This is a genomic window from Streptomyces sp. NPDC001732, assembly GCF_053596315.1.
In genome coordinates this window covers 62,041-77,023 of sequence record NZ_JBSFFY010000004.1, presented here as the reverse complement: position 1 = coordinate 77,023, position 14,983 = coordinate 62,041, and the positions used below count along the sequence as shown (strand labels likewise).

Sequence of the window (14,983 nt, the reverse complement as noted above, 5' to 3'; positions counted from 1 at the left end):
AAGTTGAGCAACACCGAGAACCCGAACACCGAGAACCCGAACACCGGGAAGCTGAACCTGATCGTCCTCGACATGGCCGGCACCACCGTCGCCGACGGGGGCCTCGTCGAGCAGGCGTTCTCCGTCGCGGCCGAACGCCTCGGCGTGCGGCCCGGCTCCGCCGACCACGCCGAGAAGCTCGACTACGTGCGCGCCACCATGGGCGAGTCGAAGATCTCCGTCTTCCGTCACCTCTTCGGCGACGAGGACCGGGCCCAGCAGGCCAACACCGCCTTCGAGGAGGCGTACGGCGAACTCGTCGACGGCGGCCGCATCGCCCCGGTCCCCGGCGCCCGCGAGGCCATCGAGCGGCTCAAGGGCGAGGGCCGGACCGTGGTCCTGACCACCGGCTTCGCCCGCACCACCCAGGACGCCATCCTGGCCGCGCTCGGCTGGCAGGACCTGGTCGCCCTGACCCTCTGCCCGGCCGACGCGGGCGGTCGCGGCCGCCCCTGCCCGGACATGGTCCTCGCCGCGTTCCTGCGCACCGGCGCCGTCGACGACGTCCGGCAGATCGTGGTCGCGGGCGACACCTCGTACGACATGCTCAGCGGCGTGCGCTCCGGGGCCGGGATCGTGGCCGGGGTGCTCACCGGCGCCCACGACAAGGACCAGCTGGCCCGGCACGGCGCCACGCACGTGCTCGGCTCGGTCGCCGAACTCCCTGACCTGATCGCGCGGGCAGAGGCATGACGGGCGGGGACCGGGCCGTTCGCAGCGGCATCAGGTTCGACCAGGTCAGCGTCGTGTACGGCGGGAACACCGTGCTCGACCGGCTCGACCTGACCGTCGAACCCGGCGAAGTCATGGCACTGCTCGGTCCCTCCGGGTCCGGCAAGACCACCGCCCTGCGGGCCGTCGCCGGATTCGTCCGGCCCGCATCGGGCCGGGTGTACCTGGGCGACCGCGACGTGACCGCGCTGCCGCCGCACCGACGCGGCATCGGCATGGTCGTCCAGCAGTACGCCCTCTTCCCGCACATGCGGGTCCGGGACAACGTCGCCTTCGGGCTCAAGTCCCACAAGGTCGCGAAGGCGGAGATCCCCGCCCGGGTCGCCGAGGCACTCGAACTCGTCGGCATGGCCGCCTACGCCGAGCGCTACCCGCGCGAACTCTCCGGCGGCCAGCAGCAGCGCGTCGCCATCGCCCGCGCACTCGCCATCCGGCCCGGCGTCCTGCTGCTCGACGAACCGCTCTCCGCGCTCGACGCCCAGCTCCGCTCCGGAATGCTCGCCGAACTGGCAAGGCTGCACCGCGAGTTGCCCGACGTCTCCATCCTGTACGTCACCCACGACCAGGTGGAGGCGCTCACCCTCGCCGACCGGATCGCGGTCATGGACAAGGCGCGCCTCCAGGACTGCGGCACCCCGCAGGACCTGTACCGCCGCCCGCGCACGGAATTCACCGCCTCGTTCGTCGGCAGCGCCAACCTGCTGCCGGTCACCGTCGCCGACGGCACCGACACCGTCGACTTCGCCGGGCACGCGCTCGACGTACCGACCGGCGAAGCGGCCCGCGGAGCCACCGCCACCCTGTGCGTCCGGCCCCACCTGGTCGGGATCGGCGCCGGGCCCAACGCCCTGGACGGCACCATCGCCGAGGTCCAGTGGCGCGGCTCCACCCACCGGCTGTACGTCGACGTGAACGGCCACCGGGTCAAGGCCGACCTGCGCGAACTGCGCGAGACCCCGGCGCTCGGCGACCGGGTCACCGTGCACTTCGCGGCCGAGGACGCGGTGCTGCTGCCCGCGGGCACGGCGCCGGGAGCCGGGGGAGGGGCCAATGGTTAGCACCGTCCACTCCGTCGTACCCGGTGCCACGGCGACGAAGGCGCCGCGCAGGCGCACCGACAGGGGCGGGACCGGCCCGTCCGGGGCGACGCCCCCGGCGGCGGCCGGCCCGCGTCCCCCGGCCCGCGAGGCCCGCCGCGTCCCCCGCTTCGTCTGGGCGCTGCCGCCCGTCGCCGTGCTCGCCCTCGTCTTCCTCCACCCGCTGGCCCTCGTCGTCCAGCAGTCCGTCACCCCGGACGAGGGCGGCACCTCGCTCGCCCCGTACGGCGAGGTGTTCGCCTCCGAGGCGTTCCGCTCGGCCCTGACGACCACCGTCCGGCTGGCGGCCGGTGCCACGGTCGGCTGCCTCGTGCTCGGCTTCGTCCTGGCCATGATCATCGCCTTCGTGCCGTTCCCCGGCTGCCGGGCGGTCGCCAGGTTCATCGACGTCTTCCTCTCCTTCCCGTCGTTCCTGATCACGCTCGCCCTGCTGTTCATCTACGGCAATGTCGGCATGGCCAACGGCGTCTGGACGGACCTCACCGGGGCGTCGAGCGGCCCCTTCGACTTCCTCACCACCCCGTGGGGCGTCCTGCTCGCCGAGATCACCTACTTCACCCCGTTCGTGATGCGCCCGCTGCTCGCCGCGTTCTCGCAGCTCGACAGCGCGCAACTGGAGGTGGCGTCCTCGCTGGGCGCGAAGCCCGCCCGGATCGTGCGGCAGGTGATCCTCCCCGAGGCGCTCCCCGCGCTCGCCGCGGGCGGCAGCCTCGTCCTCGTGATGTGTCTCAACGAGTTCGGCATCGTGCTGTTCACCGGCGCGAAGGGGGTCACGACCCTGCCGATGCTCGTCTACAGCAAGGCGATCCTGGAGTCCGACTACCCCTCGGCCTGCGTCGTCGCCGTCGTCAACATCGTGATCTCCGTCGGCCTCTACAGCCTGTACCGGATGGTGAGTCGTCGTGTTGGTGCATAGCCGTACGGGGAAATGGGCCACCTGGGCCGTGTTCTTCGTGCTCTTCGTCCCGCTGTTCGCGGTGCCGCTGCTGGTCGTCCTCGCCGCGTCGTTCGCGACCAACTGGTCCGGGGCCTTCCCCTCCGGGCCGACCGTGAAGCACTACGCGGCGGCGACCGGCGGCGACTCCCTCCAGGCCCTGACCACCAGCCTGGTCACCGCCGTCGCCGCCAGCCTGCTCGCCCTCACCATCGGCTCCTGGGCCGCGCTCGCCGCCGCCTCGATGCGCAGGCGCGGCAAGCGGTTCCTCGACGCGCTGTTCATGCTGCCGGTCGCCGTGCCGTCCGTCGTGGTGGGCCTCGCCGTGCTCGTCGCGTTCAGCAGGCCGCCGATGCTGCTGAACGGGACGCGCTGGATCGTGATCCTGGCGCACACCATTCTTGTCACCGCGTTCGCCTATTCGTCGGTTTCGGCGGCGACACTGCGCCTCGACCCGATGTACGAGCAGGCGGCGGCCGGCCTCGGCGCCGGTCCCGGCCGGGTGCTGTGGCGGGTCAAGCTGCCGCTCCTGCTGCCGTCCCTCACGGCGGCGGCGGGACTCTGCTTCGCGCTGTCCATGGGCGAGTTGAGCGCCACGATGATGCTCTACCCGCCGGACTGGACACCGCTCCCGGTGCAGATCTTCGCGGCCACCGACCGCGGTTCGCTCTTCACCGGTGCGGCCGTCGCCGTGGTCCTGATGGGAACGACGCTGCTCGTGCTGCTCGGCGTCTCCCGCATCCGCACCAGGGCCTCGTACCGCTGACGGCCCCTGACGGTCCCGCAGATCAGCCACACCCCGGCCGGCACGCCACCCGTCGATCCGCCGCCACCCCCGTAACGACTCCGGCCGGCTTCCGGCCGACACCCAGGAGATACGACTGCCATGCGCAAGAACCACCTCAAGCCCGTAGCCGCCGTCACCGGCTGCCTCGCCCTCGCCGCCACGCTCTCCGCCTGCGGCGGCTCGTCGGCCGCGTCCGACGAGAAGGTCGTCACCGTCTACAGCGCCGACGGCCTCAAGGGCGAGAACGGCGACGGCTGGTACGACAAGGTGTTCAAGGACTTCGAGAAGAAGACCGGCATCAAGGTCAAGTACGTGGAGGGCGGCTCGGGCGAGATGGTGCAGCGCGCCGTCCGCGAGAAGTCCAACACCCAGGCCGACGTGCTGGTCACCCTGCCGCCCTTCATCCAGCAGGCCGACAGCAAGGGCCTGCTGACGGCGTACACCCCGGCCGGCTCCGAGGGCGTCGACGCCGCGGACAAGGCGTCCGACTCCAAGTGGACCTCGGTCGTCAACAACTACTTCGGCTTCATCTGCAACAAGAAGGAACTGAAGTCGGCGCCCACCACCTGGGAGGAGCTGCTCGACGGAAAGTTCAAGAACAAGATCCAGTACTCCACGCCCGGGGTCGCCGGTGACGGCACGGCCGTGCTCATCAAGGCCATGCACGACTTCGGCGGCAAGGAGCCGGCGATGGCCTACCTGAAGAAGCTCCAGGCCAACAACGTCGGCCCGTCCGCCTCCACGGGCAAGCTGGCGCCCAAGGTGGACAAGGGCGAACTGCTCGCCGCCAACGGCGATGTCCAGATGAACTTCGCGCAGTCCAAGGACATGCCGAACCTCGGCATCTGGTTCCCCGCGAAGCAGGGCGGCAAGCCCACCACCTTCGCGCTGCCGTACGCGGCAGGCCTGGTGAACAAGGCCCCGCACAGCGCCAACGGCAAGAAGCTGCTCGACTTCATGCTCTCCGAGCAGGCCCAGAAGGAGGTCAGCGCGGTCGGCGGCGGCTTCTCCGCCCGCAAGGACGTCGCGCCCACCGACGCCAACGCCATCGCGCTCGCCAAGCTGATGGACGGCGTGGAGATCTTCGAGCCGGACTGGTCGGACATCGGCACCAACCTGGACACGTACGTCGGCGCCTGGAAGTCGGCCACCGGCAGCTGACCCCGCGGGGCGGGCCCGCCGGACGGGTTCCGCGGGGCGGGTGCTGCGGGACGACGACCGCCGACGGATCATCACGGACGGGCAACGTGTCCGGTCCGTCGGCGGCCACCGTTGCCGCAGGGGAGGCGCAGGGGCAGGGGCGGAGGGGCAGCCCGCGGCGCTCCCGGACGGCCCGGAAACGCCACATCCGGGGCGGCCTAAAATCGAGGGCGTCGGCGCTGCACAGCGCGGTGCCGCCGGCGTCCCCGCACACGACGTACGGCAGGAGTCCCCCGCATGGCAGAGCGCAAGCCGATCTCGTCCTGGCTCACCGACATGGACGGAGTCCTGATCCACGAGGGCACGCCGATTCCCGGCGCGGACGCCTTCATCAAGCGGTTGCGTGACTCGGGCCTGCCCTTCCTGGTCCTCACCAACAACTCCATCTACACCGCCCGCGACCTGCACGCCCGGCTGAGCCGCATGGGCCTGGACGTGCCCGTGGCGAACATCTGGACCTCCGCCCTGGCCACCGCCCAGTTCCTGGACGACCAGCGGCCCGGCGGCACGGCGTACGTCATCGGCGAGGCCGGGCTCACCACCGCCCTGCACGACATCGGCTACGTCCTCACCGACCACGAGCCGGACTACGTGGTCCTCGGCGAGACCCGCACGTACAGCTTCGAGGCGCTCACCAAGGCGATCCGGCTGATCAATGGCGGTGCCCGCTTCATCTGCACCAACCCCGACGAGACCGGCCCGTCCGCCGAGGGCCCGCTGCCCGCCACCGGCTCCGTCGCCGCCCTCATCACCAAGGCCACCGGCAAGGCCCCGTACTTCGCGGGCAAGCCCAACCCGCTGATGATGCGCACCGGGCTCAACGCGATCGGCGCCCACTCCGAGTCCAGCGCCATGATCGGCGACCGGATGGACACCGACGTGCTGGCCGGTCTGGAGGCGGGGATGCAGACCTTCCTGGTCCTCACCGGCCTCACCACGGTCGCCGACATCGACAAGTACCCCTTCCGGCCGTCCACGGTCGTCGACTCGATCGCCGACCTGGTCGCCCTCGTCGACGAGGGCTGAGCCACCGGGCCGGGGAAGGAGCGGCGCGGGGGAGGGGAGACGAGCAGGCCCTGCGGATGCGAAAAGGCTCCGGAGGCGTGAACCTTCACTGAGGAGGTTCACAATGCGTTCCACGCCCCTCACGTTCTGTGCCGCCGCGATCGTCGCGGCGACCCTGGTGCCGGCCCCCGCCGCACTGGCCGACTCGGAACCGGGGCCCGGCCACGAAAAGGGCCGGGGCTCCCGCGCCACCCTCACGGTGACCCCGTCCACCGTCGGGCCCGGCGGCGAGGTGGACCTGCGGCTGGAGGGCTGCGAGGGCCGGAAGGCCGAGGGGACGTCCGACGCCCTCGTCTCCGCGGCGGGCTTCTCGCCCGCCGCGGACGGGGACCTGTTCGCCGAGGCCCGGGTCGGCTCGGACGCCTCCCCGGGCGACCACGACATCCGCGCCGTCTGCGGGGACGGCAAGAGCGCCGAGGCCACCGGCACGGTAACCGTCACCGAGCGGGGCCGGGCCACCCCCGCGGCCCCGGTGCGCGCGGGCGGTGGCGGCGCCGCCGTCCTCGCCGAACGGGAGGCCCGGCAGGAAGGCCCCGGCACCGTGCACACGGTGACCGGCCTGGCCCTGGCCGCCGTCACGGCCGTGGCCGTCGCGCTGCGCAGCGTCCGTCGGCGTCGCCGCCCGGCCACGGACTGACCGTGTCCGCCCCGGACCGCCCCGCCGGACACGGCAGACTGCTCGCCGGAGTGACCTGGGCCGTCCTGCTGCTGGGCCTGTGGCTCTGGGGGCGCGGGATCACCGACGGCTCCGGCGCCGGTTCCGCTCCGACGACCGGGGACGTCGCCGCGGTGGGGCGCCCCCTCGGGGTGGCGCTGCCCCCGCCGCACGAGCCGGTCGAGGGCGCGGTCCCGCGACGCGTCGAGGTCCCGTCGATCGGCGTCGACGCACCCGTGATCGCCCGCGGCCTGGACAAGGACGGTGCGATCGAACCGCCCCCGTTCGACGCGCCCCAGACCGTCGGCTGGTACGGCGACGGCGCCCGGCCCGGCGCGAAGGGCCCCGCCCTCCTCGTCGGCCACGTCGACACCGAGACCGACCCGGCCGTCTTCTACGGGCTGAGCGCCACCCGCCCCGGCGCCAAGGTCGAGGTCACCGGCACGGACGGCACCGTCGCCGAATTCACCGTCGACGACGTCCAGGTCTTCACCCGGGCACGCTTCGACGCCGCCAAGGCGTACGGCCCGCGCGAGGACGGCCGGGCGGAACTCCGGCTGATCACCTGCGGCGGCACCTACGACCGGGCGTCCCGCTCCTACGACGCCAACGTGGTCGTCTCGGCCTATCTCACCGGCGAGAAGCCCGACGGGAAATCCGCCGGAAAGCCCGACGGGAAATCCGCCGGAAAGCCCGACGGGAAAACCGCCGGGAAGCCCGACGGGAAAACCGGCGGGAAAACCCCTGGGAAGTCCAATGGGAAATCCGGCGGGAGCGACACAGGCCGGGGCGACCGCCCCCGGGGCCGTACGGCATCTACTTCCCCTTCCCCCGAACACTTCTGACGCATCGTCAAACGATGTCCTGGCGCCGCACGTCTCTGGTGCGCTCCGCGCCCTCCGCGGTCCCCGACTGCCCGGCGAGTCGGCCCGGTTGGGGCCGATGCCCCTGAGCGGGGCGGTCGGCCGGGGCTCCGATCCCAAGGGCGAGAAGAGCGGGTTGCCGGTTGTGAGCGCGCTTCGGGGAGTCCTCGCGGAGGGGGTGCGTGGAGGCGCGGGGGAATGATCTCCGTGTCACTGGGTAACAGAACGGTGACTGTGTGACACCTGCGAGTTGGCTGTGAGTCACCTGCGGAAGGCGGCGGAAATGAAGAAACCCCCTCACGCGTGGTGAGGGGGTTTCGACTCTGCGTGCGCCGCCAGGGACTCGAACCCCGGACCCGCTGATTAAGAGTCAGCTGCTCTAACCAACTGAGCTAGCGGCGCCTGCTGACCTGCACAACTCTACCCGAAGTCGAGGGGTGCTCCTGACCATTTCCCGACCACTCCGGCCTGTCGGATGGTCGTTTTTTCTCTTCCATCAGTCAAAATGCGATATGTCAGGAGAGTTGAGACACTGGCGCCCGTGCGAACGCGCCAAAGGATCTTGACGAGTGCGGAGGGGAACCACATGACTGTCCCGGCCTTCGAGGAGTACGTGCCCGCCATCGACTGCATCTGTGCGGGATGCGCCGCACAGCGGCGGGCTGCCGCCGGTGCGTTGCCCGTGCGGGACGGAGGCCACCCGGCCGCCCATGGCGCCCGTCGCGCGATGGTGCTGGTCACCGCGGCCGGCGTGGTGCTGAGCAGCGGCGCGGCGGAGGCGGCGGACGCGAAGACCGACCGGGCGGTGGAGAGGGCCGGTGCCGCCCGGCCCGACCCGGCGGCCCTGACGGACCCCTCGGTCTCCTCGGACCAGGGCGTCCCGGACGCCTGGATCGACCCGGGCCCGGACAGTCCGCAGGGCGGGCCCGGACCGCTGCGCGGCGCCGGGGCCTCGGGCCCGCCCTCGTCCACGACCACCACGCCCAAGCTGCGCAGCACCAACCGGGCCGACATCATCAACCGGGCGAAGAAGTGGGTGTCCGCGCAGGTCCCGTACAGCATGGTGAAGTACTGGCCGGACGGCTACCGGCAGGACTGCTCCGGCTTCGTGTCGATGGCCTGGAACCTGCCGGGCAACGAATGGACCGGCAGTCTCTCCGCGTTCGGGACGCGGATCGCGCGGGAGGACCTCCAGCCCGGCGACATCCTGCTCTTCCACAACCCGGCCGACCCCTCCAAGGGCTCGCACGTCACGATCTTCGGCGGCTGGACCGACTACACGCACACCCATTACACGGCGTACGAGCAGACGAAGCCGTACACCCGCAAGCGGACGACGCCCATGGCGTACTGGAACCACTCGGGCGGCTACGTCGCGTATCGCTACAAGGGCCTCGCCGGCGGGAGCAGCGGTGGCAGCGCCTCGACGCAGGGGTTCCCCGGCGCCAAGATGTTCGGCCCCGGCGCCAGCAACAAGTACGTCACCGAGCTCGGCCGGATGCTCGTGAACCGCGGGGGCAAACGTTTCTACGGGGTCGGCCCCGGCCCCGGCTGGGGCGAGGCGGACCGGCGCGCCACCCAGGCGTTCCAGAAGGCCCAGGGCTGGAAGGGCAAGGAGGCGGACGGCATCCCCGGCCCCGCCACTTGGCGGCTCCTGGTCGCCGGGACCGGCCACGACATCCCCGGCGGGGGCGGAAGCGGGACGGGGACCGGACAGAACAGTTCGAAGCCGGGTTCGAAGTTCCCCGGGCGGAGTTATTTCCGGCCCGGCCAGTCCAACAGCCATGTCGAGAGGCTCGGCAAGCAGTTGGTGAAGAAGGGATACGGCAAGCACTACGCCTCGGGCCCCGGACCCCGGTGGACCGAGGCGGACCGGCGCAATGTCGAAGCCTTCCAGCGGGCTCAGGGCTGGCGGGGCAAGGAGGCCGACGGCTATCCCGGCCCGGAGACCTGGCGGCGAATCTTCGCGTGACAGGACGGACATGATGGAGGTGGGAATGCGATCCAAGGTGTCGGACAGCTCCGGGAACCCGGAGAACGGAACGGGGCGGGAGGGGGAGCGGGAACGGCGACGGGGGCCGGTCCACGCGTGGGGCTCCGGCCGGACGGTGCCGCACGAGGGCGCGGACTCCCCGGGCGGCCCGTCCGGGGAGCCGGCCCCGGCGTCCGGCGCGGACGGGAACACCGGGCCGGGTGGGGAGGGGAACACCGGGCCGGGCGGGGACGGGAACACCGGGCCGGGTGGGGGTGATGGCGGTGCGGATCGCGGTCCCGACCGGGCGCCGGTCCTCGCTTCCGCTCCGGCACCGGGCTCGGCTTCGGCTCCAGCCCCGGACCCGGCCTCGGACCTGGCTCCGGTCTCGGCTCCGGCCTCGGCTTCGGTACCGGCTCCTGCCTCGGCCTCGGCTTCGGCCTCGGCTTCGGCTTCGGTACCGGCTCCTGCCTCGGCCTCGGACCCTGCATCGGCCTCGGCCTCGGTCTCGGTCTCGGACCCGGGCGAGGGCGAGGGTCCGGGTTCCGCTCCGGGTGTCGGGGCGGACTCCGTGCTCGACCTCGTGCTGGACCTGGTGCCGGGCGAGAGCGTGGGCACCGCGTTCGGCGCGGCCTCGGCCTCGGTGTCGGTCCCGGCCGGAGCGACGGGGGCGTCCGGGGGAGCGCGGGCGGGCGGATCCGGTCCCGTCCCGGACGTGTCCGTCCCCGATCAGGGCGCCGCGGCTTCCTCCGCCCCGCCCCGGCGCCGCACCGTGCCCGGCACCGTCTTCGACTCCCTGCCCGTGTCCGGCGGCGACGGGGCCGCGCGGTCCGGCAACGGACTGTGGGGAACCGGCCGCCATCACGCGGTCATCGCCACCGAGCGGACCGCGACCATCCCCGTACACCTGCTCTTCCGCGAGGACGCCGCGCGGGCCGACGCCGCCGCGCGGGCCGACGCCGCCGCGCTCCCCGGCGGGGCGGCGCGGCGGAGGACCGGCGGCGACCGGTCGGCGGCCGGGGTGCGCAGACCGCCCTCGCCGAGGGGGCCGCAGGTGCGGCCCTCGACGCGGCCGGCGCCGCTCGGCGATCCACGGCTCACCGAACGGCCGGGGCCCGCGCTGCCCGGCTGGGTGGCGGTGCTCGCCGCACTGCTCGGAACCGCAGGCAGTGGCGCCGTCCTCTGGTGGGCCGGCGCCCTGCCCGCCGCCGCGCTCGCCCGGTTCGGGCTCGACCCGCGCCCGTACGACGGGATCGGGCTGGGCGCCTGGGCGGCGCTCGCGGCCCTCCTCTCGGCGGTGCTCTTCGCACTCGGCGGCCTGAGCCGCGGACGGGTCGGCCACGCCTGGGTGCTGACGCTCTTCGGCAAGTACCGGGGAAGCGTGCGGCGCACCGGACTGATGTGGATCAGCCCGCTGCTGCTGCGTCGCCGGGTCGACGTGCGCCTGCGGCACTGGCGCAGCGAAGCGCTGCCCGCGGTGGACGCCAACGGCACGGCGCTGCGCGTCGTCGTCCTCGTGGTGTGGCGGATCAAGGACACCGTCCAGGCGGTGCTCGGGGTCGCCGACCATGAAACGTATCTGCGCGAGCAGGTCGAGGCGGCGATGGCCCGGGTCCTCTCGCAACTGCCCGCCGACGCCTTCCACGAGGACGCCCCCACCCTGCGCAACGCGGAGGCGGTCGGTGACGCGCTGACCCGGATGCTGAAGGCGGACTGCGAACCCGTCGGCATCGAGGTGTACTCGGCGCAGCCGACCGGGATCGAGTACGCGCCGGAGGTCGCCGCGGCCATGCAGCGACGGCGGATCGCCGCCATCGACGCCAAGCACCGTGACAGCGTGCTCACTTCGGTCGTCGACGCCGTGGACGACACCGTCAACCGACTGACCGCGCGGGGAATCGTCGAGCTGGACGACTACGAACGGAAGGCCCTGGTCAAGGACTTGACGGTGGCCTTCTACACCGGACGGAGCGGCGGGGAGGGGGCCTGAGGGGACCGCGGGGCCTCTGGGGCGGCCAAGCGGAATCGGACTCTCATTGGTCTGGACATGTTCATATCCCGTCAATAATCTAAGACTTGGTCTAGACCGCAGAACGCGCGTGCAGCAGGGCTCATGGAACTTTCCCCCACGTTCTCGAGGAGCGACAGCAATGCGTAAAAGGGCTAGTGCGGCCGTGGTCGGTCTGGTGGTGGCGGGCGTCTCGATGCTCGCGACGAGCAGTGCCGGGAGCCACGGTTACACCGACAACCCCATCAGCCGTCAGAAGCTCTGTGCCAACGGCACGGTGACCGGCTGCGGCAACATCCAGTGGGAGCCGCAGAGCGTCGAGGGGCCCAAGGGCTTCCCGGCGGCGGGTCCGGCCGACGGCCGGATCTGCTCCGGCGGCCACGGGGAGTTCGCCCAGCTCGACGACCCGCGCGGCGGCAACTGGCCTGCCACCAATGTGACGGCGGGTCAGGGCTTCAGCTTCCGCTGGCAGTTCACCGCACGCCACGCCACGACCGACTTCCGCTACTACATCACCAAGGACGGCTGGGACCCCACCAAGCCGCTCACCAGGGCGGACCTGGAGTCGCAGCCCTTCATGACGGTGCCGTACGGCGGCAAGCAGCCGCCCGCGACCCTGACCCAGCAGGGCACCATCCCCACTCAGAAGACCGGCAAGCACATCATCCTGAGCGTCTGGAACATCGCCGACACGGCGAACGCGTTCTACGCGTGCTCCGACGTCCAGTTCTGACTCCGGCGTCCGGTTCCGACTCCGACGCCCGGTTCTGAATCCGGCGTCCCGTTCCGGTTCCGGCGTCCCGTTCCGAACGGTGACCGCCGCACGACGGACGTCACGCCGACTCGGCCGGTGCGGGCCCGGACCACGGGCCCGCACCGGCCGCAGCACGTCCTTCGAAGCGCGGGCCGACGCGTTCGGCAGGGCGAGTGTCGAGAAACCGCCAAGGCGGAATCACGACGTACGCCCCGTGTTGACGCACTCTGGGGGGCCGCGTTTCATCAACCAACGTGTATAAAACAGCCCTTGCCGCGACGACCGGCATTCTGACGCTCGCGCTCTCCCTACCGGGCGCCCCGGCCGACGCGGCCGTCGCCGCCGGGCCGGAGCGCGCGGTCACCCGCATCGTCACCCTCGACAGCGCGCCCGCCGCACAGCGGTCCGTGGCCCGTGACCGGACGGCCGCGCGCGGCGCGGTCGACAGGTCCCAGCAGGCCCTGCTCGACGCCGCGAAGGAGGCGGGCATCGAGCTGTCCGTCCACCGCCGCTACCGCAACGTCGTCAACGGCCTCGCGGTCGAGGTCCCCGCCTCGCAGGCCGGGCGGCTGCGCACCCTCCCCGGGGTGGCCTCCGTGGCCGAGCCGCAGGTGTACGAGACCCCGGAACGCCCGGCGTCCGTGCCCCGGGAGGTCGTCGAGAAGGCCCTGGCGCGGGCGTCCGGCGCCGCGAAGGCGTCCGGCACCGACGCCACGGGCCGCGAGACCGTCACCGTCACCGATCTGACCGGCGTACCGCAGGCGCACCGCGAGGGGCACACCGGCAAGGGCGTGACCGTCGGCATCATCGACAGCGGTGTCGCGTACGACCATCCGGCGCTCGGCGGCGGGGGCTTCCCCAACGCCAAGGTGCTGGGCGGCTACGACTTCGCGGACGAGGACGGCGACCCGTACGACGACACGGACGCACCCGCCGCCGGACACGGCACCCATGTCGCCGGGATCGTCGCCGGTGACGACACGCACATCCGGGGCGTCGCCCCGGACGCGACCCTGCGTTCCTACCGGGTCTTCGGCACCAAGAACCCGGCCACCGACGACATCATCGTCGCCGCGCTCGACCGGGCCGCGGCGGACGGCGTGGACGTCGTCAACATGAGCCTGGGCGCGAAGGGCGAACGCAGCAGCAGCGTGCTGTCCCTCGCGGTCACCAACCTCGCCGACTCCGGCGTGCCCACCGTCGTCGCCAACGGCAACGGATACGCGGGCCCCTTCAACGCGGGCGCCCCGGCGGTCGCCGACGGCGCGATAGCGGTGGGCAGCACCTACAACACCCACCACCCCTACCTGGCCTTCACCCTCGACGACGGATCGCCGGCCCCCGTGCCGTACGAGGCCGTCGGCCGCGCCGCCGCCACACCGTCGGCCGGCGACCACCCGATCACACCGACGACCGGCGGCTGCGAGCCGCTGCCCGAGGGCAGCCTCACCGGGCGGATCGCGCTCTTCGAGCCGAGCGGCGACCCGTACTGCCGCATGATGGACCGCGCCCGCAACGCCGAAGCCGCCGGTGCCGTCGGGGGCGTCTACTACGACCCCGCCCGACCCGGCGACTTCCCCGGCACGACGTGCTGCGGCACGGCCGGCATCCCGCTGGTGGGCATCCGCGGCAGCGACGCCGAGCGCATCCTCGCCGCCCCGGCCGACACCCGGCTCACCTGGGGCGCGTACGACGGAACGCCGCTGGCCCCGGGCACCCAGAGGCTGATGGACCACGGCTCCTCCTGGGGGCCGGGCAACGAGCTGGAGTTCAAGCCCGACATCGCGGCCCCGGGCGGCCACATCCTGTCGGCCCTGCCGCGCGCCCTCGACCGGTACGGCGTGATGTCCGGTACGTCGATGGCCGCGCCGCACGTCGCGGGCGTCGCCGCGCTGCTGCTCGAAGCGCGGCCCGGCCTCGGCTCCGACGGCGTACGCGCCGCGCTGCAGAACACGGCCACGCCGCTGGGCATGACGGGCGACCCGGAACGCGGCCGCCAGCCGATCGCCCAGCAGGGCGCCGGACGCGTCGACGCGGTCGCAGCCCTGGCCGCGGTCTCCGGCGACCGGCCGACCGCCACCCCGTCCCGGTTCGCCCTCGGCGACCTGGAGGGGCGTCAGCAGGTGCGCACCGCGACCGTCCACAACCCCACCGACCGGCCCGTGACCTACCGGGTGGGCGCGAGCGCCGCCGTCTCCGCGGCCCCGCCGTACACCTCGGACTGGCAGCCCACGGACGCCGCGGGGTCGGTCGAGGTCCTGGGACAGGACCGGATCACCGTTCCCGCGCACGGCGAGCGCGAGGTCACCGTGGCCGTCCGGCAGCCCGGGGGCGTCGCGCAGGGCACCCTGTTCGGCGGCTGGGTGGAGTTCACCCGGACCGATGCCCGCACCCCGGAGATCCGGGTGCCCTACCTCGGCGTGGCGGGCGACTTCGACGCGGTCTCCGCGATCAACCCCTCCTTCACCAAGGTCAACACCACCCTGGACAACCCGGCCCTGCGCCCCGGCTACTTCAGCTTCGGCAAGAACCTCCCCATCACGGTCGACCTCACGGACACCGCCACGGGCAACGACAAGGCCTGGGTCATGCTGTCGCACGGTTTCCCGCTGCACGAGCGGATGCGGCTCCAGGTCCTGGACGCCCGGGGCAAGGTGGTCGCCACCCCGTACGACGAACGCTGGGTGGCCCGCAACTCCGGTGCGGGAACCGGGCAGGCATTCTTCGGCTGGGAGGCCGCCCTCGCCGACGGCTCGCCCGCTCCCGCCGGCCGCTACCGGCTGAGGTTCGTGTTCGACAAGGCCCTCGGCGACGCGAGGCAGGCTCCGGGCACGGAGACCTGGACCTCTCCGGAGGTCACCCTGGTCCGCTGACCGG

General features: G+C 72.6%; 12 protein-coding genes and 1 tRNA gene. 12 read left to right on the top strand and 1 reads right to left on the bottom strand.

What is annotated here, in order from left to right; all coding sequences use genetic code 11:
* Positions 1-3: 3 nt before the first annotated feature.
* From ACWCXX_RS06815 to ACWCXX_RS06780, 8 genes are all read left to right on the top strand, one after another.
* On the top strand, positions 4-732 hold the full coding sequence (locus tag ACWCXX_RS06815; RefSeq protein ID WP_451125056.1) for a phosphonatase-like hydrolase: 729 nt from the start codon (positions 4-6) through the stop codon (positions 730-732).
* The gene (locus ACWCXX_RS06810; protein WP_451125054.1) at positions 729-1,829 is read left to right on the top strand and encodes an ABC transporter ATP-binding protein; all 1,101 of its coding nucleotides are present in this window, start codon (positions 729-731) and stop codon (positions 1,827-1,829) included. The genes ACWCXX_RS06815 and ACWCXX_RS06810 overlap by 4 nt, the downstream gene beginning before the upstream one ends.
* The gene (locus ACWCXX_RS06805) at positions 1,822-2,784 is read left to right on the top strand and encodes a 2-aminoethylphosphonate ABC transporter permease subunit (RefSeq protein WP_451125052.1); all 963 of its coding nucleotides are present in this window, start codon (positions 1,822-1,824) and stop codon (positions 2,782-2,784) included. Before ACWCXX_RS06810 ends, ACWCXX_RS06805 begins: the two co-directional genes overlap by 8 nt.
* On the top strand, positions 2,771-3,568 hold the full coding sequence (locus tag ACWCXX_RS06800; RefSeq protein ID WP_451125050.1) for an ABC transporter permease: 798 nt from the start codon (positions 2,771-2,773) through the stop codon (positions 3,566-3,568). The genes ACWCXX_RS06805 and ACWCXX_RS06800 overlap by 14 nt, the downstream gene beginning before the upstream one ends.
* A gap of 120 nt (positions 3,569-3,688) precedes the next feature.
* The gene (locus tag ACWCXX_RS06795) at positions 3,689-4,750 is read left to right on the top strand and encodes a 2-aminoethylphosphonate ABC transporter substrate-binding protein (protein WP_451125048.1); all 1,062 of its coding nucleotides are present in this window, start codon (positions 3,689-3,691) and stop codon (positions 4,748-4,750) included.
* A gap of 276 nt (positions 4,751-5,026) precedes the next feature.
* Complete coding sequence (locus ACWCXX_RS06790; RefSeq protein ID WP_451125046.1) at positions 5,027-5,815, top strand: HAD-IIA family hydrolase; 789 nt, start codon at positions 5,027-5,029, stop codon at positions 5,813-5,815.
* Between the two features lie 103 nt (positions 5,816-5,918).
* Positions 5,919-6,491 carry a hypothetical protein gene (locus tag ACWCXX_RS06785; protein ID WP_451125044.1) on the top strand — a complete coding sequence of 191 codons (573 nt, stop codon included), beginning with the start codon at positions 5,919-5,921 and terminating at the stop codon, positions 6,489-6,491.
* Between the two features lie 2 nt (positions 6,492-6,493).
* On the top strand, positions 6,494-7,354 hold the full coding sequence (locus ACWCXX_RS06780; RefSeq protein ID WP_451125042.1) for a class F sortase: 861 nt from the start codon (positions 6,494-6,496) through the stop codon (positions 7,352-7,354).
* Positions 7,355-7,700: 346 nt separating this feature from the next.
* Here ACWCXX_RS06780 and ACWCXX_RS06775 read toward each other — a convergent pair.
* Positions 7,701-7,774, bottom strand: a tRNA-Lys gene (locus ACWCXX_RS06775).
* A gap of 184 nt (positions 7,775-7,958) precedes the next feature.
* On the opposite strand from ACWCXX_RS06775, the gene ACWCXX_RS06770 reads away from it, so the two are divergent.
* From ACWCXX_RS06770 to ACWCXX_RS06755, 4 genes are all read left to right on the top strand, one after another.
* The gene (locus tag ACWCXX_RS06770; RefSeq protein WP_451125040.1) at positions 7,959-9,344 is read left to right on the top strand and encodes a peptidoglycan-binding protein; all 1,386 of its coding nucleotides are present in this window, start codon (positions 7,959-7,961) and stop codon (positions 9,342-9,344) included.
* A gap of 376 nt (positions 9,345-9,720) precedes the next feature.
* The gene (locus ACWCXX_RS06765; RefSeq protein WP_451125356.1) at positions 9,721-11,334 is read left to right on the top strand and encodes an SPFH domain-containing protein; all 1,614 of its coding nucleotides are present in this window, start codon (positions 9,721-9,723) and stop codon (positions 11,332-11,334) included.
* Between the two features lie 160 nt (positions 11,335-11,494).
* Positions 11,495-12,085 carry a lytic polysaccharide monooxygenase auxiliary activity family 9 protein gene (locus ACWCXX_RS06760; protein WP_451125038.1) on the top strand — a complete coding sequence of 197 codons (591 nt, stop codon included), beginning with the start codon at positions 11,495-11,497 and terminating at the stop codon, positions 12,083-12,085.
* A gap of 275 nt (positions 12,086-12,360) precedes the next feature.
* The gene (locus ACWCXX_RS06755; RefSeq protein WP_451125036.1) at positions 12,361-14,979 is read left to right on the top strand and encodes a S8 family serine peptidase; all 2,619 of its coding nucleotides are present in this window, start codon (positions 12,361-12,363) and stop codon (positions 14,977-14,979) included.
* Positions 14,980-14,983 lie beyond the last annotated feature (4 nt).